At 63.2% G+C, this 24,249-nt stretch carries 22 protein-coding genes; 21 read left to right on the top strand and 1 reads right to left on the bottom strand.

All coding sequences use genetic code 11. From position 1 onward, the window contains the following. The first annotated feature begins 25 nt into the window (after positions 1-25). From HMPREF2678_RS02835 to HMPREF2678_RS09965, 5 genes are all read left to right on the top strand, one after another. Entirely contained in the window at positions 26-961 is a 936-nt protein-coding gene (locus tag HMPREF2678_RS02835; RefSeq protein ID WP_070550786.1) for a Ppx/GppA family phosphatase, read from the top strand. A 163-nt stretch (positions 962-1,124) separates the two neighbouring features. Then, a complete protein-coding gene (locus HMPREF2678_RS02840) occupies positions 1,125-2,228 on the top strand; it encodes a DUF2157 domain-containing protein (protein ID WP_070550788.1) in 1,104 nt (367 codons plus the stop codon). A gap of 119 nt (positions 2,229-2,347) precedes the next feature. Then, complete coding sequence (proC, locus tag HMPREF2678_RS02845; RefSeq protein WP_034971018.1) at positions 2,348-3,214, top strand: pyrroline-5-carboxylate reductase; 867 nt, start codon at positions 2,348-2,350, stop codon at positions 3,212-3,214. Between the two features lie 372 nt (positions 3,215-3,586). Beyond that, positions 3,587-3,787, top strand: a complete 201-nt coding sequence (locus tag HMPREF2678_RS02850) for a helix-turn-helix domain-containing protein (RefSeq protein WP_034971019.1) — start codon at positions 3,587-3,589, stop codon at positions 3,785-3,787. A gap of 214 nt (positions 3,788-4,001) precedes the next feature. Continuing rightward, positions 4,002-4,103, top strand: a complete 102-nt coding sequence (locus HMPREF2678_RS09965) for a 30S ribosomal protein bS22 (protein ID WP_003855542.1) — start codon at positions 4,002-4,004, stop codon at positions 4,101-4,103. Between the two features lie 113 nt (positions 4,104-4,216). On the opposite strand, the gene HMPREF2678_RS02855 is transcribed toward HMPREF2678_RS09965, so the two are convergent. Beyond that, entirely contained in the window at positions 4,217-5,440 is a 1,224-nt protein-coding gene (locus HMPREF2678_RS02855) for an HAD family hydrolase (protein WP_246817865.1), read from the bottom strand. 84 nt (positions 5,441-5,524) lie between these two features. Here HMPREF2678_RS02855 and HMPREF2678_RS02860 point away from each other — a divergent pair, with 84 nt between their 5' ends. The 16 genes from HMPREF2678_RS02860 (at position 5,525) to HMPREF2678_RS02935 (ending at position 24,203) form a co-directional block, all read left to right on the top strand. Then, positions 5,525-5,815, top strand: coding sequence for a glutaredoxin family protein (locus HMPREF2678_RS02860; RefSeq protein ID WP_034972519.1), 291 nt, complete (start codon positions 5,525-5,527; stop codon positions 5,813-5,815). 149 nt (positions 5,816-5,964) lie between these two features. Further along, positions 5,965-7,443 (top strand): glutamyl-tRNA reductase, encoded by a 1,479-nt coding sequence (locus tag HMPREF2678_RS02865; protein ID WP_070550790.1) that lies wholly within the window; start codon positions 5,965-5,967, stop codon positions 7,441-7,443. 8 nt (positions 7,444-7,451) lie between these two features. Further along, on the top strand, positions 7,452-8,486 hold the full coding sequence (hemC, locus tag HMPREF2678_RS02870; protein ID WP_070550792.1) for a hydroxymethylbilane synthase: 1,035 nt from the start codon (positions 7,452-7,454) through the stop codon (positions 8,484-8,486). A 41-nt stretch (positions 8,487-8,527) separates the two neighbouring features. After that, positions 8,528-10,384 carry a uroporphyrinogen-III synthase gene (locus tag HMPREF2678_RS02875; RefSeq protein WP_034971022.1) on the top strand — a complete coding sequence of 619 codons (1,857 nt, stop codon included), beginning with the start codon at positions 8,528-8,530 and terminating at the stop codon, positions 10,382-10,384. Between the two features lie 35 nt (positions 10,385-10,419). Beyond that, positions 10,420-11,433, top strand: coding sequence for a porphobilinogen synthase (hemB, locus tag HMPREF2678_RS02880; protein WP_070550794.1), 1,014 nt, complete (start codon positions 10,420-10,422; stop codon positions 11,431-11,433). A 31-nt stretch (positions 11,434-11,464) separates the two neighbouring features. Beyond that, positions 11,465-12,238: a hypothetical protein gene (locus HMPREF2678_RS02885; protein WP_070550796.1), complete on the top strand. Its 774-nt coding sequence runs from the start codon at positions 11,465-11,467 to the stop codon at positions 12,236-12,238. Positions 12,239-12,249: 11 nt separating this feature from the next. Then, a complete protein-coding gene (locus HMPREF2678_RS02890) occupies positions 12,250-12,786 on the top strand; it encodes a DUF2157 domain-containing protein (RefSeq protein WP_237743919.1) in 537 nt (178 codons plus the stop codon). A 5-nt stretch (positions 12,787-12,791) separates the two neighbouring features. Then, the gene (locus tag HMPREF2678_RS02895; RefSeq protein ID WP_083303399.1) at positions 12,792-15,563 is read left to right on the top strand and encodes a heavy metal translocating P-type ATPase; all 2,772 of its coding nucleotides are present in this window, start codon (positions 12,792-12,794) and stop codon (positions 15,561-15,563) included. Between the two features lie 62 nt (positions 15,564-15,625). Continuing rightward, on the top strand, positions 15,626-16,954 hold the full coding sequence (gene hemL, locus HMPREF2678_RS02900) for a glutamate-1-semialdehyde 2,1-aminomutase (protein ID WP_034971025.1): 1,329 nt from the start codon (positions 15,626-15,628) through the stop codon (positions 16,952-16,954). A gap of 93 nt (positions 16,955-17,047) precedes the next feature. Beyond that, positions 17,048-17,653, top strand: a complete 606-nt coding sequence (locus HMPREF2678_RS02905; RefSeq protein WP_034971026.1) for a histidine phosphatase family protein — start codon at positions 17,048-17,050, stop codon at positions 17,651-17,653. A gap of 44 nt (positions 17,654-17,697) precedes the next feature. Further along, the gene (locus HMPREF2678_RS02910; protein ID WP_141747005.1) at positions 17,698-18,267 is read left to right on the top strand and encodes a TlpA family protein disulfide reductase; all 570 of its coding nucleotides are present in this window, start codon (positions 17,698-17,700) and stop codon (positions 18,265-18,267) included. Continuing rightward, positions 18,268-19,065, top strand: a complete 798-nt coding sequence (locus HMPREF2678_RS02915; RefSeq protein ID WP_034971027.1) for a cytochrome c biogenesis CcdA family protein — start codon at positions 18,268-18,270, stop codon at positions 19,063-19,065. 94 nt (positions 19,066-19,159) lie between these two features. Next, entirely contained in the window at positions 19,160-20,797 is a 1,638-nt protein-coding gene (locus tag HMPREF2678_RS02920; protein WP_070550800.1) for a cytochrome c biogenesis protein ResB, read from the top strand. A 72-nt stretch (positions 20,798-20,869) separates the two neighbouring features. Beyond that, positions 20,870-21,982 carry a c-type cytochrome biogenesis protein CcsB gene (gene ccsB / locus HMPREF2678_RS02925; RefSeq protein WP_070550802.1) on the top strand — a complete coding sequence of 371 codons (1,113 nt, stop codon included), beginning with the start codon at positions 20,870-20,872 and terminating at the stop codon, positions 21,980-21,982. Positions 21,983-21,998: 16 nt separating this feature from the next. Then, entirely contained in the window at positions 21,999-23,138 is a 1,140-nt protein-coding gene (locus HMPREF2678_RS02930) for a dTDP-glucose 4,6-dehydratase (protein ID WP_070550804.1), read from the top strand. A gap of 66 nt (positions 23,139-23,204) precedes the next feature. After that, entirely contained in the window at positions 23,205-24,203 is a 999-nt protein-coding gene (locus tag HMPREF2678_RS02935; RefSeq protein ID WP_070550806.1) for a siderophore ABC transporter substrate-binding protein, read from the top strand. The last annotated feature ends 46 nt before the right edge of the window (positions 24,204-24,249 follow it).

The raw sequence follows: 24,249 nt of genomic DNA on the forward strand, positions 1-24,249 counted from the left end.
CCGTAGACGCATTAGGCTGGGAGGCGTGCGATTAGGTGTGCTTGACGTAGGTAGCAATACAGTTCATCTGGTGGTCGTCGATGCACAGCGCGGCGGACCGCCGACCCCCATGAGCAATTGGAAAACACCCATGCGCTTGGTGGAGTACCTGGATGACAAGGGAGCGATTAACCACAAAGGGCAGGAAAAGCTCCTCAACGGTGTGGCATTGGCGAAGGAGATGTCCGAGCAGTTCCGCTGTGAGGAAATGCTGCCTTTTGCCACCTCCGCAATCCGTTCAGCGGAAAACTCTGACAAGGTGTTGGACAAAGTGGAGAAGGAAACCGGGGTGCGCCTGCGGATTCTTTCGGGGGATGATGAAGCGAGGCTGACGTTCCTGGCGGTGCGACGTTGGTACGGCTGGTCAGCGGGACGGATTTGCGATCTGGATATTGGCGGTGGATCGCTGGAAATGTCCATCGGAATGAACGAGGATCCGGATGTCGCCTGCAGCGTGAACCTGGGCGCTGGGCGGTTGACTCGTGAGTGGTTCGATACTGATCCGCCGTCGAAAAAGAAGATCGCTGCGCTGAAGGAATTCATCGATGAAGAGCTGAATGATCCGGTGGAGAAGCTGTTGGATTCCGGCGACATTGACCTGGCCGTGGGAACCTCGAAGACGTTTAGAATGCTGGCGCGACTGACCGGTGCTGCACCGTCCTCAGCCGGTCCCCGAGTGAAGCGCACCCTGACGCAGGCGGGCCTGCGCCAGCTGATTGCCTTTATTTCCCGCATGACCGCCGCGGACCGGGCGGAACTGGAGGGCGTGAGTGCGGAGCGTTCCCACCAGGTGGTTGCCGGAGCGTTGGTGGCGGAAGCTGCTATGCGCAAGCTGGACATTGATGTGCTGCACATGTGTCCGTGGGCGCTGCGCGAAGGCGTGATCTTCCGGCAGCTCGACCATGGGGTGGACCTCGCCTAGGGGGCGTTGCACCAGTTGCCCTTACCCAGGAGCCGGGGAGTAAAGTACTCTGTTTGAAGACATATGTTTAAAGTGAAGCTTGAGGGCGGATCGCTGGCGATAGTTTCGTGGGAACGGCTTCGTAGGAACTGCACTGCAAGTGACGATGTGATGGGATCAATGGATGAGTGAGAAGCTGACAGTCGCCGAATTGCTCGCCCGCAACGGGCGCGACGCTAGTTCTGCTGACACTGGCCGGCGTCGACGCCGTCATCGCAACCTAGATAAAGGTGGCGTGTCCGTCGCTGAGCTGACGGGTTCCATTCCAGTAGTAAAGACCGAGGAAGACCGCGCCCGGGAGCGTGCTCAGGCCGAGGCTTCCGCTCCGTCTTCCGCCGAGACTCTCACCACGACTCCCGCCGAGACTCCCTCTACCGCGCAGGCGGAGGCGCCGGCAGCTCCGCAGCAGGATCAGCGTTCCGTCAGCCGCACCGCGGAGCGTCCGGAAGAGAAGACCGGCCAGCTTCCCAACGTGGAGAGCGCTGACGAGGCCAAGGTAGAGACGGTAGAGAAGCCGCGCGAATCCACAAAGCCAACCTTCGGTGAGGTTGCCCGCGAAGAAGCGAAGGCCTCTGACAAGCCGGTTGCTGATGCCCCCAAGCCTGCAGAAGCTGCAAAGCCTGCTGAAGATGTAGAGGCTGAAAAGGGCGGCGTCGCAAAGAAGGCCACCAAGAAGACGGGCACGATCCCGGGTTCGGCTAACCCCGCGGCTGCAGCAACGGCAGCGACGGCTGCGACGGCGACCGGTGCTGCTGGCGCTGCCGAGGTGAAGGCCGAGCCGAAGAAGGTTGAGGCTGAGAAGGCTGAAGTTAAGCCGGAGGCTAAGGCCGAGGCGAAGAAGCCGGAGCTGAAAAAGCCTGCGCAGGCGACGCCCGCAGCCGGCTACCCGGAGGCCTCCCCGGAGGAGAGCGCACAGTTCGCCGAGCTGGAGCAATCGCTCGAAGACGGTGAGGTTGTCGAGTACGAGGACGACACGATCTCCTGGCCGATGATGATCCTGCAAGCAATTGCGGCGATCGCCGTCGGTGTGGGCGTGTTCTTCGGCTTCAGCCTGATCTGGGCGAAGGCCCCGACGGTGCTGGCGCTGGTTCTGGCAATTGCCGTCACGCTACTGCTGGTTGGCCTGGTCCACGCGCTGCTGCGCCACCGCGACAAGCTGCTGATGGCGCTGGCCGCCATTGTCGGCCTGGTGCTGACCTTCGGCCCGCGCCTGATCCAGGGGCTCTAGGAGTGGTGCTTTCCGCTGGTCAGGGGGACTAGCGGAGCAGCGCCAGTCGGGGCGATTATCACTCGGGGGAAATTGGGGTGGGGTAGCAGGAAGCCGCCAATCCTGGCACGCTGGGTTGCATGACTCAAATTGGAATTATTGGCGGAGGTAACATCGGCGAGGCCCTGCTGGCCGGAATCATTGCGGACACCACGGACGCCGCCGATGCGAAGAAGATCATCGTTGCAGATCCATCTCAGGAGCGCCTGAGCGAGCTGAAGGACAAGTACGGCATGGTCACCGCCCAGGAGGGGCGCGAGGCTGCCGAGGGCACGGACATCCTTTTCATCTGTGTTAAGCCCAACATCGTCCCCATCGTTCTGGACGAGGTTGCGGAGGTTTTGGACGCTAATTCGCAGGACACGATCGTCGTCTCCCTGGCTGCCGGTGTAACCATCAGCACCATGGAAGCCGCGCTTCCCGCTGGCACCACCGTGGTGCGCACTATGCCGAACACCCCGATGCTGGTCGGTCAGGGCGCGATCGGTATCGCCGGTGGCCGATTTGCTGAAGAGGCGCAGCTGAACACGGTGCAGGACATCATGTCCAAGGTCGGCGAGGCCGTTATCGTGAAGGAGAAGGAGCTCGACGCCGTCACGGCCGTCTCTGGCTCTGGTCCGGCTTATATCTTCCTGGTTGTCGAGTCCATGATCGAGTCGGCTGTGCAGCTGGGACTGGCACGCCCACTGGCGGAGAAGCTGGCTATCGCCAACGTGCAGGGTGCTGCCACCATGATGTCCAGGAACCTCGCAGAGGGCGGGGATACGCCTTCTGTATTGCGCACCAAGGTCACCAGCCCCGGGGGAACCACGGCGGCCGCTCTGCGCGAGCTGGAGGAGTCCGGCATCCGCGGTGCCTTCTTCCGTGCGATGGAGGCCTGCAAGGAACGCTCGGAGGAGCTGGGCGCGCCCGCCCCGGGAGCGAACCCGGCGAAGAACGACGACTAGTCGGCAGCTAGTCGGCCCCCGGACTGGCCCCGAACTAGCCCCGAATCGGCGCGGGAAACCCGCCCATTCGGGGTTAATTTTTCATCTCCCGCACACTCGCCACCCAAGCTCCGGCTAGACCCAATGATCTTTTTACATATGTTTGTTTAACACCAATCACGCCTGTTAAATCCAGCCTCAATTGATGACTTGCGTTGGTTTTCAACCCCCTTGGTCATGTCTGCCACACGGGACAAATCCCCCTCAATGGTTCCCCTTGTTGCACATGATTCACTGGTTTCACGTTATGATGGTTCGCGAGCGATCACGTGTGACGTCCTGCAGGAGGGGAAGCCTGCAGCGCATGAGAGCGCAAAGAAAGTGAAGATCTATATGGCTAACACCGAAAATGGAACATTTCTGACCGTCGCAGAGGTCGCCGATCTGATGCGCGTGTCGAAGATGACTGTTTACCGTCTGATCCACTCGGAAGAACTGCCCGCCGTCCAGGTCGGCCGTAACTTCCGCGTACGCGGCTCTGCTGTCGATGCATACCTCGGCGCATCCGAGTACAACCCCGGCCAGACCGGTTAACTGGCCTGTCCCGTTAGTTTTCGGGCAACGCCAACAACGCAACAGTCCCCCATTTTCGGTGCGAGGTGGCTTCCGCTACCAGCCCGGCGATGGGGGATTTTTGTTTCTCTGAGGTACTGGGCGCTAAACTGTTTGGCATTCGTGCCTACGGATGTGAGGGAACTTCACACCTTTGCTTTAAAAGAAACTAACCGAGAGAAACGAGGCTTACCCCATGGGTTCTGTCATCAAGAAGCGCCGCAAGCGCATGTCCAAGAAGAAGCACCGCAAGATGCTGCGACGGACTCGCGTTCAGCGTAGGAAGCTCGGTAAGTAACTTCCGCAGCCGCATTCAACAAAACCCACCGCAAGCGCCCCGCCAGGGGGCTTCCACCGCGGTGGGTTTTTGCGTGCCCGCTGTATCAGCCAGCAGTGCTGGATCTATACGGCTTAGCGGCGCCACCGCATCCAGGCGCCCAAGCCCAGCCCCGCCAGGCCTACGCCCGCAGCCAGCCGCATGCCGCCTGCGCGCCGGAAGATGCGACGCAGGCGCCGGTAATCGCGCACTTCCCAACCGCGCTCCATTGCGGCCTTGCGCAGTTTCGAATCTGGGTTGATGGCCACCGCAGTTCCTACGGTCGACAGCATTGGCAGATCGTTGACGGAATCGGAGTAGGCGGTGCAGCGTTCAAGATCCAACTCTTGGTAGTTCGCCAAAGCGATCACCGCGTGCTTCTTGCCTTCGCCGTGCAGCAGGTCGCCGACCATGCGGCCGGTGAAGCGCCCGCCTTTCACCTCAGCCACCGTGCCAAGCGCGCCGGTGAAACCCAGCTCCTTTGCAATAATCTGCGCCAGCTGCACCGGGGAGGCCGTCACCAGCCACACTTGCTGGCCGGCCTGAATGTGCATGTCGGCCAGTTCTTTAGTGTCCGGGAAGATCCGCTCTGCAATGGTTGCCGCCCAGATCTCCTGGGCCATCTCGATGACCTCGGATTCCTTGCGCCCCTTCACCAGAGCCAATGCCTGTTCCCGACCGCTGGAGATATCGTTTGCGCTCTCCTTGCCCAGCACCCGGAACTTCAGCTGCACCCAAATGAAGCCCAGCAGCTGCCGCGCGGTAAAGAAACGACGTTTAGCCAAGCCGCGGGCGAAAAGCAGGATCGAAGCACCCTTGATTAGCGTATTGTCCACGTCGAAAAAGGCACCCACACCTGCGTCTGGGGGGATCGATGGATCGGTCTGGTTCAGAGGCCGCGGCTGCTTGCGGATGCCCGCGCCCTCAAGGTTGGCCAGCCCAGTGCGCAGCTGGTCGCCGTCGATCTCGTAGCTGCGAGCCAGTTGGTCTAGCTGCGTTTCGCTGAGCTCCCACAAGGATCGAGGTGCGCCCGTACCGTATCCGACCTGCAGGTTTTGGGGTGTGGACGCCCCCTTCTCCGCAACTGCAGCCTCAGCATCCTGGGAAGAGTCCTTCCGGCGTGCGTGCCCAAAGCGTTCGTGGCGGAATTCCCGGAGGAACGCCTGCATGTTCAGCGATAGCGCGCGCAGGTAACCGCGCCACTCGCTGCCAGTATCGCGCCAGCTGGCAATCCTCCCCGCGCGCCGTTCCGCAGCAGCCCGCGCCGCTACACCCGGCTGGGAGCTGCTCGGCGGTTCAAGATCAGGCGCTTTATTCACATAGACAAAGTTACTTGAAAGCGCTCGGTTAGTCTGTTCGAGATCCGTTTGACCCCGCCAGGCCGGTAGGTAGCATGGGGAACCGTGAGTTTGAACAGCCTTTCCGCAGGTAGTGAAGCGAAAGCCCGGGTCCAGTTAATCACTCGTTCCACGTGTGGCTCCTGCGAGCGCGTGCACCAGCAAATCCTGCCGATCGCACACCGTTACGGCACCACGGTGGAAGTGATTGAATTGGACCGTGGGGGCGTCACCAAAGAAAAAGAGGAATTGGCACAAGAGTTCGGCGACCGTGTACCCGTCGTGCTGGTCGACGACGAAGAAGTCGCGTGCTGGGAAATCGACGACGACGAGCTGATCGCGGCGCTGGAGCAGTAACCGCGGGAGGCATACGCCCATATATCAGCCGGGCGAACACGTTTTGGCAACGGGGTGGGTTAAGGGCTACCGTAGACACTCGTAACAACTTGGGGGTTAGCCCCGCGCGCCGCCACCCCAAGTGATCCCCGCAGGAGGCTTGAAGACATATGAGTAGTAACACCCGGACTGGTTCCGCGTCGGTGTTGCTGGTCGGACTGTCTTTCCGTTCTGCCCCGGTGACCATGTTGGAGCGGGCGACGGTCGCAGATACGGATCTGCCGAAGCTGCAGTTGTCGCTGGTGGACAACGATGTGATCTCTGAATCCTTGGTGCTTTCCACGTGTAACCGCATGGAGTTTTACACGGTGGCGAACGCCTTCCATTCCGGTTTGGACCACGTGGTGGATACGATCGCGCAGTTCTCGGGGCTGCAGACCCAGGAGCTGGAGCCGCACCTGTATGTGCACTACGCGGACTCCGCTGCGGAGCACATGCTGAAGGTCGCCTCCGGGCTGGATTCGATGGTCGTCGGCGAGCAGCAGATCATCGGCCAGCTGCGCAGCGCCTACCAGTCCGCCAACGAGACCGGGACGGTGGGGCGCACCCTGCACGACCTCACGCAGCGCGCCCTGCGGACGGGCAAGCGCGTGCACTCCGAAACGGCCATCGATTCGGCTGGTGCCTCCATGGTGTCGTTCGCGGTGGACCAGGCGCTGCGCTACATCGACCCCGCGCACGCCCTTGTTTCTGCTGTTGAGGACGCCCCTTCGTCCCAACCCCTCGCCGGCCGCCGTGCGTTGATCATCGGCGCGGGGGCGATGGCCTCCCTGGCCTCCACGCACCTGGGGAAGCTTGGTATCGACCACGTGACCGTGGCCAACCGTACGCTGTCGCGCGCCGAGAACCTGGTGAGCCACGCGCGGGAAGCGGGGGTGGATGCCTCCGCCGTGCCGCTAGAGAGCGTGGCGGACTGCCTGAGCGCTGTGGACATTGTGGTGTCCGCCACCGGCGCCGTGGGCAATGTGGTCAGCGAAGAGGCCGTCCGGGCGGCAGTGAAGACCCGCGCCGGACTAGCCGGGGGCGCTGGTACGAAGGTCTTGATCGACCTGTCCATGCCCGCGGACATTGAACGTTCCGTTGCGGACGTCGAGGGCGTCAAACTGCTGAACATCGAGGAACTCACCACGATGGCCGGCGACCGCGCGCAGGACGAAGATCCCGCCCGCGCGATTGTTGCCGACGAGCTGGAGAGCTTCCTGGAACAGCAGCGCGCCCAGTCCGTGGTGCCCACCGTCAAGGCCCTGCGCCAGAAAGCCGGGGAGGTCATGGCTGAGGAGCTGATGGCGCTGGAGCGCCTGACCCCCGACATGTCGGAGGCCGACCGCGCCGCAGTGGCGAAGTCGATGAAGCGCGTGGTGGACAAGCTGCTGCACACACCGACGGTGCAGGCAAAGAAGCTGTCCGCGGGTGGCCAGCAGGTGAGCTACCCCGATGCGCTGGCCGCGCTGTTCAACCTGCCCAACGGCATGGTGGATTCCGTAACCCAGCCGGGGCAGACCGGTGCAACCAAAACAGTGGGTACTTCTACCCGCGCCGATCAAATTCCAAGCGCTGCCCGCATTGGCCAGGTAGCGAAGGAGGCTTAAGACTTTCCATGACATCCCGGACATCCCGTACCTCCCGTACCTTCTTGATCGGCACCCGTAGATCCGCCCTGGCGACCACCCAGACCAGCCACGTCCGCGCGGGCATGCTCGCCGCTGGTTATGACGCGGAACTGCACCTGGTTCAGACCCCGGGGGATGCCTCACAGGCAGCGCAGACGCCGGTGGCGAACATCGGCGTGGGAGTGTTTACCGAGACGCTGCGCAAGGCCCTCGATGCGGGCGAATGCGACGTAGCCGTGCACTCCTTCAAGGATCTGCCCACCGCACCGGACGCGCGCTTCCGCACCATCGTTCCGCGCCGGGTAGACCCCCGCGAGGTACTGGTCAGCCGGAACAGCGAGACCCTGCAGGAACTGCCGCAGGGAGCCAAGGTGGGAACGAGCGCACCCCGGCGTGTGTCCCAGATCCGCGCCGTGCGTCCCGACCTGGAACTGTTGCCTCTGCGCGGCAACATCGATACCCGCATGGGACGCACCGAGGAAGACCTGGATGCGGTCGTGCTGGCACGCGCGGGACTAGAGCGCGTTGGCCAGCTGCACCGCGCCGCCGAGTCGATTGACCCCGGCACGATCATGCCCGCGCCCGCCCAAGGTGCGCTGAGCGTGGAGGTACGGGCCGATGACGACGCTGCCTGGGAGGCCGTCCGCCACCTAGACCACCTGCCCAGCCACATGGCTGCCGTTGCAGAGCGCGCCGTGCTGTCCACCCTGGAGGCCGGCTGCACCGCACCAGTCGCAGCCTATTCCCTGTGGACCACGTCGGAGGACGAGGATTCGGATGGCGCCACGGGCCACGTCCTGCGCGTGTTCGGAGGCGTGTTTGCCATGGACGGATCCCGCAAGCTGGTGCAGGTCGGCGAGGCCACCTTTGATATCCCGGACCCGACCGCGGAGGGCGATTTCCCCGCAGCTGAGGAGCCCCGCTGGCAAGAGTGCATAGACGCTGCCAGAGCGATAGGTACCGGCATAGGAAGAGCACTGCTTGACGACGGTGCTGCTGAATTAGTGGCAGAGACCAACTAAATCTCCTTTTATATCAACGCGACAAATTAGAAAGTTCCACTATGACCGATTCCGGATTGTCCCAGGTGGGAGGCTCCGATCAGGCCACCGTGGCGGCAGTAGCCGACCTGGCTCCCACTGGACACGGCCGAATTCTTTTCGTGGGCGCTGGCCCCGGAAACCCGGAGCTGTTGACCATTCGGGCGCGCGACGTCCTAGAAACCACCGCCCATGCATGGGTGGATCCTTCGGTTTTGGCATCCGTGCGCAGCATCATTGCCACCCGGCTTCCTGTACCGCAGGCGAAACTGGATGCAGCGGAAGCTGAGTGGGAAGCGAAAGTACAGGCTGCGAAGGAGGCCGGCGCCCGGCGCCGTCCGCCACGTCCAGCCCCGCCGACCGCAGCGGAGATTGTCTTGGCAGCTCCCGCTGCCCACGACTCTGCTTCGCAGGTAGACGAAGGCCAGGTGGAAGACGGCGATGCCTCCGCCGAGGGTAGCGCGGATGCGCTTGTCGTCGCCCCGGACATCCTGGCCGAGCAGATGATCGCCTGCGCAAAGGCAGGCAACGACGTGGTGCGCCTCGTCGCCGGCAACCCGCTGAGCAACCCCGCCGTCATGGACGAATTGCAGCACGTTGCGGCGAGCACCGTGGACTTCCAGGTGATCCCTGGCATGACCGGCTCGGTGGCCGTGCCGGCCTTTACCGGCATTGGAGTGGGACCCGACGTCACAGAGGCCGATGTGCGTGGTGGAACTGACTGGGATCAGCTGGCCGGCGCCGGCCTGCCGTTGATCCTTACCGCCGCCCCGGAGGACCTGGCGACCATTGCCCAGGAGCTGAAGGCCCGCGGCATCGCCGGAACCACTCCCGCGACGGTGACTCTGCACGGCACCACCCGTCGCCAGCGCAGCTACGATGCAACCCTGGACACGATGAAGTCCATCGTCACCCAATCCGGTCCTGCCGCCAAGGATGGTGAGCTGCCTACCGAACTCATCGTCACGCTGGGCTCGCAGGTCGGCAACCGCTCCAAGTACTCCTGGTGGGAAAACCGCGCTCTGTACGGCTGGACTGTTCTGGTGCCACGCGCGAAGAACCAGGCTGGCCCCATGAGCGCCCGCCTGGCCTCGCATGGCGCCATTCCCGTGGAGGTCCCTACGATCTCCGTCGAGCCACCCCGCAGCCCCGTGCAGATGGAGCGCGCCATCAAGGGATTGGTTGACGGCCGTTACCACTGGATCGTCTTCACCAGCGTCAATGCGGTGAAGGCCGTGTGGGAAAAGCTGCGCGAGTTCGGCCTGGACGCCCGCGCCCTGGCCGGCGTGCGCGTGGCCGCGGTAGGGCCGAAGACCTCCCAGGCCGTGAAGGACCTGGGCATCACACCAGAGCTTTTGCCGAAGGACGATGCGCGCAACGCTGCGGGCCTGGTGGACGTATTCCCGCCGCACGATCCGGATCTGGATCTGGTGGATCGCGTGCTGCTGCCACGCGCCGACATCGCCACCGACGTGCTGGTCGACGGCCTGATCGAGCTGGGCTGGGACGTGGAAGACGTCGTTGCCTACCGCACGGTCCGCGCCGCCCCGCCCAGCCCGGAGATCCGCGACATGATCAAGACCGGTGGATTCGACGCAGTCTGCTTCACCAGTTCCTCGACCGTGAAGAACCTGGTGGGCATCGCCGGCAAGCCACATGCGCGCACGATCATCGCCTGCATCGGACCGATGGCCGCACAGACCGCTCGCGAGCACGGCTTGCGCGTCGACGTCATGCCCGAGGCCGCTGGTGTGCCGGAGCTTGTGGACGCCCTCGCTGCCCACGTGGCTGACCTGCGCGCCAAGGGACAGCTCCCGCCGCCGCGCAAGCGGAGGCGGCGTCGTAAAAAGACGGCCGAAAAGAAGGACACCGGGGCTTAACAAGCCCGTCCGGGCGCGGTAGTAGCATCGTGGGCATGACTTCGAACTACACCCCGTTCCGCCGCCCCCGCCGACTCCGCACGTCCCCGCAGATGCGCAACTTCACTGCGGAGACGGACCTGAACCCCAACCGGCTGGTGCTACCGATGTTCATCGCCGACGGGCTGGATGCCCCGCGCGACATCACCAGCCTGCCGGGGGTGCAGCAGCACACGGAGGATTCACTGTTGCGCGCGGTGGAGGAGGCCGCGAACGCCGGCGTGGGGTCGGTCGACCTGTTCGGCGTTCCCCGGGACGAGGATAAGGATGAGACCGGAAGCCAGGCGGTTGCCGAGGATGGCATCCTGAACCGCGCCATCAACGCGGTGCGCCAGCGCTTCGGCGACGACATTCTGGTGATGGCCGATACGTGCCTGGACGAGTTCACCGACCACGGCCACTGTGGTGTGCTGTCCACCGACCGCTTTGGCCACCAGATCGTCGACAATGATGCAACCCTGCCGCAGTACGCCAAGATGGCGGTCGCGCAGGCCGACGCTGGCGCGCACATCGTCAGCCCTTCCGGCATGATGGACGGCCAGATCCGCCACATCCGCGAGGCCCTGGACGAGGCCGGCCACCAGGACGTATCCATCATGGCTTATTCCGCGAAGTACGCCTCTGCCTTCTTTGGCCCGTTCCGCGAGGCCGTGGGGTCCTCCCTGCAAGGCGACCGCCGCACCTACCAGCAGGACCCCCGAAACCTCCGCGAATCCATCCTGGAAACGCAGCTGGATATCGACGAAGGCGCAGACATGGTGATGGTTAAGCCCGCCATGCCCTACCTGGACGTGCTGCGCGAGGTAGCGAACATGTCGCCTGTGCCTGTGGCCGCCTACCAGGTGTCCGGCGAATACGCGATGATTTCCGCAGCAGCCCAGAACGGCTGGATCGACGAGGAAGCCGCAATTATGGAATCCATCTACGGCATTCGCCGCGCCGGGGCGGACATCATCCTGACGTACTGGGCCACCCGGGTGGCGCAGATGCTGCGTCCAAAGATGCTTTAACCTAAGCGGTCACAGTAGGCTAAGAGGCTATATGAATAGCAGCGCACACATGAACACAGAGCAGTACCACCCGCGCCCCCAGGGCACCGGTGGACCTACGGGCACGCCGAAACCACCGAAGCCACCGAAGGTGGGACGCAAGGATGGGCTTGCTCCGAACCTGCAGAACGCGCCGGAGGATGTCCGTTTCGGAGTGTGGGCGTGGCTGGCTGTCTCGGTGCTCCAACTGTTGGCCAGTGTGGTGCAGTTCGTTTCCAACCTCGCCGATCCGCGCAACCTGACCAAGAGCAGCCAGGGAATGCTGGACAGTCAGACAGGCATGTTCGCCAGTGTGCTGGCCGACCGGGATGCCTCCCAGATCGCCACGCAGGTCAACGTATCCTCGCTGATCTGGGGCATCGTAGCCTCGGTGGTGTGCGCTTTCCTGGCTTTGCGTGCGGGGCGCGGTGGTCCGTACTCCCGGATGTTCCTCAACGTCGCCTCCTTATTCATGATCCTCAACGCGGTGCTCATCACGTTCACCAGCGGGCCGGAATTCATGCCCGTGGGCTTCGTGCTGCTTATCGGCGTGCTGACCATCCTCTCTGGCGTGGGTGCGGCACTCGGCATGTGGTTTATGGCCCGCCCGGAGAATCGCGATTGGTTGGGTGTGCCCAGCGAAAAGGAGATGGACAAATACTCCAAGGAGCTCGACGAGTACCGGGCTGAAATGCGGCGTCAAAAAGAAGAAGAGAAACAACAAAAACAGCAGCAGAACAGCAAAAACAACCAGAACAATAACGACCACACCTGGGGAGGGCGCTAGACATGCCGGCAATGTTCCCCTCGATGGTGCCCAATAGCGACGATCCGAACCGTCGGGTCGCGTATTGGCAACCCGGCGACCCCACGCCCCGCATGGTCATCGCTTCTTTCGCGATGTTGGTTTTCGGTGGCGCCATCATGGTTCTGGTCGGCGTGCTGTCCCTAACGGCCTCGTGGGACCGCGAGCCCACGAGTGCCGAAGAGGCCGAGCACATGCGCTTCATGATCAACAACGTCCGCATCCTCGGCGGGATCAACGTTGTGGTTGGCGCGCTGCTGGTGTTCTTCGCCCCCGGCGTGCGCGACGGCTACCGCGGTAAGCGCCGTCTGGTGCTGTGGCTGGGCGCGATCGGCATTCTGTTCATGCTGGCAGGTTGGGTTTTCGGCTTCACCGGCCCCGGCCAGGCGCTCATCGCCCTGTGGGTGGCTGTCGCCCTGCTGATGGCCTACCGGCCAGCGGTTAATCCATTTTTTGACGCCGGGCATCGGCTCGAAGAAACCCCCGTCGAAGGTGACGGTAGACTGCCGGGCGACGAACTGCGGGGCTAGCAGCAATGGCTGAACCAAACTCGAATATCGTCCCCACCAGTACTCGCGCGGCGCGACAGACGAACGTGCACGTCGACGACGTGGACGAGGCAATCCTGCAAGCCCGCGCAGCTGCTGCTAAGGCCGGCTTTGACATGGAAAGGTCCGCGCAGTCGGACGAAGAGATCGACCGCGCGGCCCGGGAACGATGGGGACTGGCCAGCTTCGCCTACCGGCTGGAGGGGCTGGAATCCGCGGTGGAGGCCACCGCGGTGGAGGAGGAGCTCAACGACATTCCGGGAGTGCAGGCGGCAGTGGTGTACTCCACCGGCATGGCCTGGATCTCTGCCGAGGACCGGGTGACCCCTGCGGAAATCCAGGAAGTGCTGGAACGGCACAACCTGGATAGCTGGCTGACTGATTCCTCGCTACGCCGTCGGGCATCCCGGCTGGAAATTGAGGAAACGCGGCGGCGCATGCGGCGCCACGCCACGGCCCACCGGCGCGCGTGGGCGGCGGCCGAAAACCGAAAGCGGTGGGATGCGAACAAGGCGGAGTTCGAAAGGTTTCGCCGCAGCAACCCCTTCGATTCGACCGAAGGCTTGCATACCGCCCGCGAGCTGATCACTCGGATGCGACTGATCGTCGCGGTCGTGTTGGGGCTGCCCGTGGTGGTGCTGCAGGTTGTTCCTGCCTGGCAGTTTCACTACTGGCAGTGGGTGTGCTTGGCACTTGCGACCCCGGTTGTCACCTGGTGCGCTTGGCCGTTCCACCGCGCCTTCTTCGGAGGGCTAAGACGTAGACAATCGGCGCTGGACGGCGCCAGTTCCGTGGCGATCGTCCTGGCTTATCTGTACTCCGCATGGATGTTGGTTTTTACCTCCGCGGGCGACGTGGGGTGGGAAAGTCACCAAGTGCTGCTGGCCGGTGTGTGGTCGGCGCGGCACATTCAAGGCGCGGTGTTCTTCGATGTGGCCTGCGGCGGAACGATTCTGCTGCTGTTCGGTCGACTGCTGTCCCGGCGCACGGCGTTGCGCTCGAAGTCGATGCTGTCCGTGCTGACGGTGCCTGCGGCTAAGCAAGTGACCGTGGTGCGAAAAACACGTAAGTCCAAGACGGAAAAGAAGGACATCCCGATTGCGGAGATCCGCACGGGCGACGACATCATCATCCCCACCGGCATGATGGTGCCCAGCGATGGAGAGATCATCAGTGGTAAGTCCCTGGTGGACATGGGTCCGGTCGGTGGCCTGCACCGTACCTTTGAGGTCTCCGTCGGCGATCGCATTTACGCCGGCGCCCGCAACCATGGTGCGGCGTTGAAGATGCGCGTGCATGCGACGGGCTCCTCCACGCGTTTGGCAGCGATGCACCAATGGGTGCGCGGTTCCGCGCTGGATGAGACGCGCCTGACGCAGCTGACGAACCGCACCGCGAGTCTGCTAGTGCCCTGGGCTTTTGGTCTGGCGGTCGTGGACTTTATTGCCTGGCTTGCAGTGACGAAGTCCTTCGATGCGGCGATGGCCACCGCCCTGTCGGTGCTGGCGGTCGTCGCGCCGGTCGCCCTGGCTCTATCGGCTCCGCTGGCGCTGCGCTTGGGGTTGTGGCGTGCTGCGACCTCCGGCGCCCTGCTGCGCGATACGGGCACCATTCACAAGCTCGCTGAGGTGGACGCCATCATCTTCAACCGCGTGGGCACCCTCACCGATGGGCCCATGCACGTCATTGGCGTTACGCCTTCCAAGGGGGAGAACCCGGACCTGATTCTGCGCGTGGCCGGCGCCCTGTCGCTGGAGTCCGAGCATGCCGTGTCCCAGGCCCTGGTGCGTGCCGACCGAGAGGCGCGCGATGCGGGCGCGGGCGGGGAGGAGACCCCCAACTGGCTGGACGTCGGCGAGGTGAAGATCACCAAGGACGGCACGTTCGAGGGCATGGTGGAGCTGCCCGTCGACGGCGAGATGCGCCACGTCAAGGCGCGTCTGTGGCGACCGCACGATCTGGGCGAGATCCGTGACCCGCACCTGGCTACCGCTGCTCTGGGCGGCGGGTCACCGGTCATCGTCAGCTGGAAGGGCAAGGACCGGGGAGTCATCAGCCTGGCAGATAGCTTCAAGGACGACGCCCCGGCCGCGATCGACCGGCTGGAGGATATGCAGCTGGAGACCTATATGCTCTCCCGCGATATTTACCCAGTGGCGCGACGCACCGCGAACTCCATTGGCATCTCCACCGTGCTGGCTGGCATCCCGCCGAACCGGAAGGAGGCCACCGTGCGCGGCGTGCATGCCATGGGTGTGCGCGTGGCCATGGTCGGCGACCGCGACGTGCTGGGGGCGCTGCGGGTCGCCGATGTGGGTATCCTCATGGCTTCGTCGAACCGCATCGACCCCACCGCCGCTGAGGTGGCGGACGTGGTGATGCAGCGCGAGGACGTCTCCGCCCTGCCGGAGCTGGTCAACCTGCTGCGCCACGTGCGCAACACCACTGACTGGAACGTGTGGCTGTCCTGGACCTATAACGCGATCGGCGCAACCCTGGCTGTTGCCGGTGTGCTTAACCCGCTGCTGGCGACGGTATTCATGCTGCTCAGCTCCACGCTGATCGAAAGCCGCAGCGCGCGTATTCTGCACCGTAATTACGCTCGGGGCACTCTGCGCCAGACCCATTCGTGGCAGGGCTGGGTGGCCCGCCGACGGGAAATCAGGGAGCTGCGAAAGCAGGAAAAGCAGCGCGCCGAGGCGATCTCCTTGGCTCGCGCCGAGGCCGCGGATGAGGAGCTTGAACAGTCCCAGGGGTAGCCGCGCTAGGCTGGTGGGTATTGCAAGCTAACCACCTTTGAGGTGGCGGGAAGGATTACTTCGTGTCTGTAACTGTCGATCCGCAGCAGCCCAACAACCATTCCAACGGCCGCGCTAGTGCCGAGGCCTTCGAGCGGGCTCGCACCCTCATCCCCGGCGGCGTGAACTCGCCGGTCCGCGCGTTTGGCTCGGTGGGTGGCACTCCGCCTTTCATCACCTCCGCGCAGGGATCCACGCTGAACGACATTGACGGCAACTCCTACGTGGATCTGTTCTGCTCGTGGGGACCGATGATCCACGGCCACGCCCACCCCCAGATCGTCGAGGCGGTGCGCGAAGCCGTGGGGCACGGCCTGTCTTTCGGCGCCCCGACCACCATGGAAGTGGACCTGGTGGAGGAGATCGTCCGCCGCACATCCGTGGAAAAGGCTCGCCTGGTGAACTCCGGCACCGAGGCCACGATGTCCGCCATCCGCCTGGCGCGTGGCTACACGGGCCGCGACAAGATCCTGAAGTTCGAGGGCTGCTACCACGGGCACGTTGACTCTCTGCTGGTCGCCGCCGGTTCCGGTGTGGCTACTTTCGGCCTGCCGGATTCGCCGGGCATTACGAAGGCAGCTGCGGGCGATACCGTTGTGGTTCCTTACCGCGACGTCCAGGCCGTGGAGGACGCTTTTGCAGCCCACCCAGGCGAGATCGCCGCGATCATCGTCGAGGGCGCGCCGGGCAACATGGGCACCGTGAACCCGCAGGGCTTCAACGCGGAGTTGCAGCGCATTGCCCACGAGAACGGCGCCCTGCTGATCGTCGATGAGGTCATGACCGGCTTCCGCGTCAGCGAGTCCGGCTGGTTCGGCAAGGACGGCGTGGCTGGCGACCTGACCACCTTCGGCAAGGTTGTGTCCGGTGGTCTGCCCGCCGCGGCGTTCGGCGGTAAGGCGGAGATCATGGATCACCTCGCGCCTGTCGGCCCGGTCTACCAGGCCGGTACTCTGTCGGGTAACCCGGTCGCTGTCGCTTCGGGCTTGGCCTCTTTGAAGTTGGCGGACGCCGCCGCATACCAGAAGCTCGACGAGAATGCCGAGGCGCTGGCAGGCATCCTGTCCGACGCTCTGAGCCAGGCCTCTGTCGCCCACAACATTCAGCGCGCAGGCAATATGTTGAGCGTGCGCTTCGCGGAAGGGGAGGGCACCAACTTCGCGGAGATGAAGGCCGCGGATACCTTCCGCTACCCGGCCTTCTTCCACGCGTTTTTGGACGCCGGCGTGTTCCCGCCGCCGAGCGTGTTTGAGACCTGGTTCGTATCCACTGCGTTGACGGACGCCGACTTCGAGAAGATCGCCGCGGCCGCTACCTCCGCTGCCCAGGCTGCAGCCGCCGCCCAGAAGTAGTTCAGGGCTCCGCCTAAAAGGCCTGTAAGAGGCCTCTAAAGCGGGGTTCGCCTTACTTGGGTTGGGGTGGTGGGCACTGTAAGCTAGGTGACCATGGCTACGATCGTTCACCTTGTACGGCACGGAGAAGTGCACAACCCGGATCGCATTCTCTACGGCCGTCTGCCTGGCTATCGACTCTCCGAGCGGGGGCGGAACATGGCGCACGCCACCGCGGCCGATCTCGCGGACCATGATGTGGTGTATCTGGCTGCCTCCCCACTCCAGCGGGCGCAGGAAACTGCCCGTCCTTTCGCGGAGAAGCTGGGTCTGGAGGTCCAGACGGACGAACGCATCATCGAAGCTGGCAACGACCTGCAGGGGCTCCACATCAAGGGCGTGCGCAGCGCACTGTGGAACCCAAAGCGTTGGCCGATGCTGAAGAATCCCACCGTCCCTAGCTGGGGCGAGCCCTATCAGGAGATCGCCGACCGTATGTGGGAGGCCGTCGACGCCGCGCGCGAGAAGGCCCGCGGGCACGAGGCCGTTCTGGTCACCCACCAGCTGCCGATCGTGATGATCCAGCGCGATGCGCAGGGACTATCACTGGCGCACAATCCGGCTGATCGCCAGTGCGAGCTGGCCTCCGTGACCTCCCTGGTGTTCGACGGCGGGCAGCTGACTGACCTGTTCTATTCCGAGCCGGCGCAGGAGATTTAACAGTGCGCATTAAAACTACGACAGCTGCACTCGCGGTGTGCCTCATGGCTGGCGGTGCGGCGCTCGTCTCCTGCGGAGAGGAAAACACCGCAGGCACCAACGCAGTGGCCAGCGGCGGTAGCTTCGAGTTCGTTTCCCCCGGCGGGCAGACCAGCATCCACTACAAGCCGGAGGAGCGCAAGAAGGTTGCCGACTTCGTGGGCACCGACTTGAGCGGCGATGGCGAGATCTCCCTGACCGACTTCGACGGCCAGGTCGTGGTGCTGAATGCCTGGGGGCAGTGGTGTGGCCCCTGCCGCAGTGAATCCGACGACCTGCAGCGGGTCCAGGAGAAGCTGGAGAAGCACGGTGGCGGAACCGTACTGGGCATCAACGTGCGCGACAATGTGAAGGAAAAACCACAGGACTTCGTCAAGGACAACGGGATCACCTACCCGTCGATCTACGACCCGCCGTTCAAGACGGCTCTGGCGCTGGGTGGTGTACCAGCTTCGGTGATCCCCACCACCATCGTCCTGGATAAGCAGCACCGCCCGGCACATATCTTCCTGAAGGAAGTGACGGACAAGGAGCTGTGGGAGCAGGTCGAGCCGCTATTGAATGAGGACGAATAGATGATCCTTGCGGAGTCGATCGGCGAGTCCTTCGCGGATACGGCGGCCGCCGGTCCGCTGTTGCTCGCGTTGCTGGTCTCCGCACTCGCGGGCCTGGTTTCCTTTGCCTCGCCCTGCGTCATTCCATTGGTGCCCGGCTACATCTCCTATCTCGCCGGAGTCGTCGGCGCGGAGACAGAATTCACCCAGCAAGGCACGGTGGTCAAGGCCAAGCGTGGCCGAGTGGCCACTGCCGCATTGCTGTTCGTGCTGGGCTTTACCGTCGTGTTTGTGCTGGCCACGGCCACCGTCTTCGGTGTGATCAGCGCGCTGAGGCTTAACCAGGACCTGCTGATGCGCATCGGTGGCGGAGTGACGATTGCCATGGGCGTGGTGTTCTTGGGATTCATCTCCCCGTTGCAGCGCGATACGCGCCTGAGCCCCAAGCGCTGGACCACCATCGCCGGCGCGCCCCTGCTGGGCGGGGTGTTTGCCCTGGGCTGGACCCCGTGCCTGGGCCCCACGCTGGCTTCCATCGTTTCGGTTTCCGCTGGCACTCAGGGCATGACCGCCGCCCGGGGCGTGATCCTGATCGTCGCTTATTGTCTGGGCCTCGGGCTACCATTCATTGTCGTGGCGCTGGGATCCTCCAAGGCGCTGTCGGGAATTAGCTGGCTGCGCAAGCACTCCCACACCATCCAAATGATCGGCGGCGCGATGCTGATCATCGTGGGGCTGTTGCTGGTCACGGGGCAGTGGGCGACATTTGTGGAATACATCCGAGAGGTATTTATCTCTGACAAGACCCTGCCGATCTAGAGCCGAACCCATGCCGTCGGCCTGAGGGGAACGGTCGCGGCTGAGCAGTGGGCGTCAATAAAGAACGAGAGAGCGAAAGTACGAAAGAGCAACCATGCTGAAGAAAATCCTGAGCTTGCCGAAGAAGGGCTGGCAGTGGCTCACGAAGATGAAGACGGCCCTGGTGCTGCTTTTCCTGCTGGCGCTGGCCGCGATCCCGGGCGCGCTGCTGCCACAGCGGTCGCTCAACGAGGGCAAGGTTGCCGAGTATATTGACGCCAACGGCAAGACCGCCCAGGTCTTCGACAAGCTGCAGCTTTTCGATGTTTTTAGCTCCTCGTGGTTTGTGGCGATCTACGTTCTGCTGTTCGTTTCCCTGGTCGGCTGCATCCTGCCGCGCAGTATCGATCACTACAAGGCGCTACGTTCTTCCCCGCCGCCAGCGCCGAAGCGCCTGGACCGCATGCCGTATCACTACTCCGGCACCGTCGACCAGTCCGTTGAGGACGTGCAGAAGTCCCTGCGCGAGGAGTTCAAGGGCTGGAATATCAACGAGGTCGACAAGGAAGACGACCGCGCCGGAGCATGGTCCATGTCGGCGGAAAAGGGCTACCTGCGCGAGGCTGCGAACCTGGTGTTCCACCTGTCGCTGGTGGGCATCCTCATCGCCGTGGCAGCGGGCAAGATGCTGTACTACGAAGGCCAGGTCATCGTGGTGGCTGGGACGGATAGCGAGCAGTCGCAGTTCTGCAACTCTGCCGTATCCAACTACGATTCCTTCCGCAACGGCCCGGTGTTCGATGGCACGGGGTTGACTCCTTTTTGTGTGAATGTGAAGGACTTTAAGGCTGACTACTTGCCAAACGGCCAGGCCGTGGGCTTCGAGTCGAACATCGATTTCGCGGGCAAGGAAGATGCCTTCAAGCCGACGGAACAGTGGCAGCACGAGACATTGAAGGTCAACCACCCGCTGCGTTTCCAGGGCAACCGCGTGTACCTGCAGGGTCACGGCTATGCGCCGACGTTCACTATCCAGTGGCCGAACGGGGAGAAGCGCACGGAGACGGTGCAGTTCCGTCCCGACGACTTGACCTACTTCCTGTCCTCTGGTGCGGTGCGCTGGGATCCGCCCGCGGGCATGTACCCCGACCTGCAGGAACGCCGCAAGAATCAGATTTCCCTGCAAGGCCTGTTCGCGCCGTCGGCAGAGTGGACGGGACCGAAGGGCAAGATCCTTTCCTCCAACTTCCCGGCGATGCGTGACCCTGCAGTTGCGATCGACGTCTATCGCGGCGATACCGGCCTGGACGGCGGGCGCAGCCAGAACATCTTTTCCTTGGATAGGGAGGCGCTGCACTCCGGCCAGATGCAGATGCTGGATCGCGTGAACCTGGAGAAGGGCGAGTCCGTCACCCTGGACGATGGCACAAAGATCACCTTCGACGGTGCCAAGGAGTTTGTGAACCTGCAGATCTCTAAGGATCCAACGACTACCTGGGTTCTGGTATTTGCCGTGCTGATGCTCGCCTCGCTGGTCGGGTCCCTGGCCGTGAAGCGCCGCCGCGTCTGGGTGCGCATCACCCCGGAGGGTGAGGGCACGCTGATTCAGATCGCCGGACTGTCCCGCACGGACTCCGCCGGATGGGGTCGCGAGTTCAACCGCCGTGCCGAGCGCGTGCTGGGGCTGGAGGAAGAGGCCCTGGACGAGGACTACGACGTAGATTCCGCCGACTGGGAGGATGACGACAAGTGATTGTGGAAGGGCGCAAATAGGCGCTAGGCTGATACTTTGTAGCGAATTAACACTTTTCAGAAGGATTTTTCGATGCAGATCGATCCGCAGCTATCCGAATTCTCCGACTTGGCCTTCCGCACAGCGGAGGCTTTGTACCTGCTGGCGCTCGCCGTTTCCCTAGTGTTCTACGGGATGGTTCGCGCAGGTGCGGACCGCCGCCGTCAGCGCGCAGAGGAGCTGGAGAAGCTGCAGGCGGAGCAGTCCGCACGTGCTAACTCCACCGCCAAGGTGGCCGTTGGCGCAGGTGCTGCGGGCGATGTGGCCGACTCGGATGTCGCCGATGCCGGTGAGGTCACTGGCGACGACATTGAGCCCGACTTCGCTTCCTTCGAGGCACAACTGCCGGAGCGTCTGCGCTCCGATCGCCTGACCAAGTCTCTGGAACGCACGGACAAGCTGGGCGGCATCACCCAGTCGCTGGTCTGGCTGGCCGTTGCCATGCACGCCGTGTTCGTGGTTCTGCGTGGCCTGGCTACCAGCCGTTTCCCGTGGGGCAACCTCTTTGAGTACGTCGGCGTGGTCACCCTGTTCGCCATGATCATCGCGGCATCGATGGTGCGCCGCAAGGCCATGCGCGTGATGTGGCCGTGGATCCTGACCCCGGTCGTGGCTCTGCTCTTCTACGCAGGCACCAAGTTGTACGCGGAGACCGCCCCGGTGGTTCCGGCACTGAAGTCCTACTGGTTGATCATTCACGTCTCCACCGTCGCTATCGGCGCTGGCATCGGCATGATGTCCGGTTTGGCGTCCCTGATGTACCTGGTTCGCCGTGCGCACCCGAAGGGGCAGGAAAAGGGCTGGCTGGGTACTATCGCCGAGCCGCTGCCGGAGGCCACCAAGCTGGATACTCTGGCCTATCGCACTGCCGTGTGGGCACTGCCGATCTTCGGCCTGGGCATCATCTTTGGCGCTATCTGGGCGGATGCCGCCTGGGGTCGTTTTTGGAACTGGGACCCGAAGGAGACCGTCTCCTTCATCACCTGGATCCTGTACGCCGCCTACCTGCATGCCCGCGCCACCCCGGGTTGGCGCGGCCCGAAGTCCGCGTGGATCAACGTCTTCGCCTTCGCGACGATGGTTTTCAACCTCTTCTTCATCAACATGGTGGTCTCTGGCCTGCACTCCTATGCCGGCCTGAACTAATTGCCAGGGGAGTAGCGTGAGCAGATTTTCTACCGTCCTCGTCACTGGCGGGGCGGGCTTCATCGGTGCAAACTTCGTCCACCGCACGTTGAAGACCCGGCCGGATGTCAAGGTTCTTATTTTTGACGCCCTCACGTACGCAGCCAATCCACTGAATCTGCGCACTGACGATGGCAGCCCGCTGGAGGATTCCTATCCGGGGCGGGTGGAGTTTATCGAAGGCGACGTGGCGGATGCGTCGGCTTTCCGGGCAGCCCTGGAGCGGGCGATTGTGATTGCCGAGCCCGCAGGGGACGTGGGAAGCAAAGGCGCTGCCGAGCCCCAGCAGTCCGCCGCCGACCGGGTGGCGATCGTGCACTTCGCGGCGGAGAGTCACAACGATAATTCCCTGGCCACGCCCGCGATCTTCGCCCGCAGCAACGTGGAGGGCACCCTGAACGTCGCCCAGGCGGCCGCTGACTTCGGGGTGCGCCTGCACCACATTTCCACCGACGAGGTCTTCGGCGACCTCGCCTTGGACGATCCGAATCGCTTCACGGTGGACACTCCATACAACCCCTCTTCGCCCTATTCGGCGTCGAAGGCGGCGGCGGATCACTTCGTCCGCGCCTTCGTGCGTTCGCGGGGGCTAAAGGCCACGATCTCCAACTGCTCGAACAACTACGGCCCGCGCCAACACCCGGAGAAGTTCATCCCCCGCCAAATCACGGGGCTGATTGAGGGACACAAACCCCGGCTGTATGGCACGGGGGAAAATGTCCGCGACTGGATCCACGTAGACGATCACAACGACGCTGTCTGGGCGATCCTGGATTCCGGCGAGCTGGGGCAGACCTACCTCATTGGCGCGGAAGGGGAGCGCTCTAACCTACAGGTTGTGCAAGACCTGCTGGGGCTCTTCGGACGTCCAGCAGATGACTTTGTGCACGTCACCGACCGTCCTGGCCACGATCGCCGCTATGCGATTGATCCCAGCAGCATTGCCGAACTCGGGTGGCAGCCACGCTTCACGGACTTCGCCTCCGGGCTTGCCGAGACGGTGGAATGGTACCGCCGCAATGAAAAGTGGTGGGTTGAGTCCAGGGCGGCGTCCGAAAAGAAATACCGCGACAACGAACGCGAGATAGACCCCCGTAAGCAGGGAAGGCTTGACTAACTTAGTAAACCCTATGTAAGGTTCGGCTAACTGTAGCGTTCACTGAACCTGACATTAAAGGGAAGAATGGCAAAGAATCGCATTAAGATGCTCGCCGCGCTGGTGGCGGTGGGCATGTCCGTAGCGGCATGTGGCTCTACGGAAGACAACGGCACCTCCAACAACCTGAATAGCGAAAACTCGATCACTATCGAGGACAACAGCGGCAGCGTACAGGTGCCGAAGAACCCGAAGTCCGTGGTTGCACTGGACAACCGCAGCTTCGAGATCCTTAACAAGTGGGGAGTGGAGCTGACCGCAGCGCCGAAGAAGCTGGTCCCGGCGAGTGTCACCGACTACAAGGAAAACGAGGGAATCAAGGACCTCGGCAACCACAAGGAGCCTGACTTCGAGGCCCTAGTGGCAGCCCAGCCGGACCTGGTGATTAGCGGCCAGCGTTTCTCGAGCCACGACGAGGAGATCAAGAAGCTGGTCCCGGACGCAGCCGTTGTGGAGCTGGAGCCCCGCGAAGGCAAGCCCCTGGACGAAGAGCTGATCCGCCAGATCACCACCCTCGGTGAGGTCTTCGACAAGAAGGACGAAGCCGAAAAGATGGTGAAAGACTTCAAGGGCGCGAAGGAGCGTGCGAAGAAGGCCTACGACAAGCTGGATGGCGGTAAGAAGGTCATGGCCGTCAACGTCTCCGGCGGAGAAATCGGCTATGTTGCGCCGCACGTCGGTCGCGTATGGGGGCCGGTGTTCGACTGGCTGGGAATGGATCCGGCGCTGAAGGTTGACAACGCCTCTAGCAACCACGAGGGCGATGACATTTCCGTCGAGGCTATCGCAAAGGCGAAGCCGGACTGGATGCTGGTGCTAGACCGCGACGGTGCCGTCAACGCTGACAAGCCGGATTACTCCCCGGCCGCGGATGTGATCAAGCGCGCCGATGCGCTGAAGAGCGTGCCGGCGCTGAAGGACAACCACGTCCTGGTGGCACCGCAGGATACGTACATCAACGAGTCGATTACGACGTACACCGAGATCCTGAACTCCCTGGCAGATGCCTTCGAGGGGAAGAAGTAACACACTAGAACTAGCACGCGAGAACGCTACAGAAAGTGGATTGACC

Source organism: Corynebacterium sp. HMSC058E07 (assembly GCF_001809885.1).
GTDB lineage: Bacteria > Actinomycetota > Actinomycetes > Mycobacteriales > Mycobacteriaceae > Corynebacterium > Corynebacterium macclintockiae.

Excerpts from the sequence above, each read along its gene's own strand:
- HMPREF2678_RS02840 (WP_070550788.1), top strand. The coding sequence starts at position 1,125 with ATGAGTGAGAAGCTGACAGTCGCCGAATTGCTCGCCCGCAACGGGCGC.
- proC (WP_034971018.1), top strand. The coding sequence starts at position 2,348 with ATGACTCAAATTGGAATTATTGGCGGAGGTAACATCGGCGAGGCCCTG.
- HMPREF2678_RS02850 (WP_034971019.1), top strand. The coding sequence starts at position 3,587 with ATGGCTAACACCGAAAATGGAACATTTCTGACCGTCGCAGAGGTCGCC.
- HMPREF2678_RS09965 (WP_003855542.1), top strand. The coding sequence starts at position 4,002 with ATGGGTTCTGTCATCAAGAAGCGCCGCAAGCGCATGTCCAAGAAGAAG.
- HMPREF2678_RS02865 (WP_070550790.1), top strand. The coding sequence starts at position 5,965 with ATGAGTAGTAACACCCGGACTGGTTCCGCGTCGGTGTTGCTGGTCGGA.
- hemC (WP_070550792.1), top strand. The coding sequence starts at position 7,452 with ATGACATCCCGGACATCCCGTACCTCCCGTACCTTCTTGATCGGCACC.
- HMPREF2678_RS02875 (WP_034971022.1), top strand. The coding sequence starts at position 8,528 with ATGACCGATTCCGGATTGTCCCAGGTGGGAGGCTCCGATCAGGCCACC.
- hemB (WP_070550794.1), top strand. The coding sequence starts at position 10,420 with ATGACTTCGAACTACACCCCGTTCCGCCGCCCCCGCCGACTCCGCACG.
- HMPREF2678_RS02885 (WP_070550796.1), top strand. The coding sequence starts at position 11,465 with ATGAATAGCAGCGCACACATGAACACAGAGCAGTACCACCCGCGCCCC.
- HMPREF2678_RS02890 (WP_237743919.1), top strand. The coding sequence starts at position 12,250 with ATGTTCCCCTCGATGGTGCCCAATAGCGACGATCCGAACCGTCGGGTC.
- HMPREF2678_RS02895 (WP_083303399.1), top strand. The coding sequence starts at position 12,792 with ATGGCTGAACCAAACTCGAATATCGTCCCCACCAGTACTCGCGCGGCG.
- HMPREF2678_RS02905 (WP_034971026.1), top strand. The coding sequence starts at position 17,048 with ATGGCTACGATCGTTCACCTTGTACGGCACGGAGAAGTGCACAACCCG.
- HMPREF2678_RS02910 (WP_141747005.1), top strand. The coding sequence starts at position 17,698 with ATGGCTGGCGGTGCGGCGCTCGTCTCCTGCGGAGAGGAAAACACCGCA.
- HMPREF2678_RS02915 (WP_034971027.1), top strand. The coding sequence starts at position 18,268 with ATGATCCTTGCGGAGTCGATCGGCGAGTCCTTCGCGGATACGGCGGCC.
- HMPREF2678_RS02920 (WP_070550800.1), top strand. The coding sequence starts at position 19,160 with ATGCTGAAGAAAATCCTGAGCTTGCCGAAGAAGGGCTGGCAGTGGCTC.
- ccsB (WP_070550802.1), top strand. The coding sequence starts at position 20,870 with ATGCAGATCGATCCGCAGCTATCCGAATTCTCCGACTTGGCCTTCCGC.
- HMPREF2678_RS02935 (WP_070550806.1), top strand. The coding sequence starts at position 23,205 with ATGGCAAAGAATCGCATTAAGATGCTCGCCGCGCTGGTGGCGGTGGGC.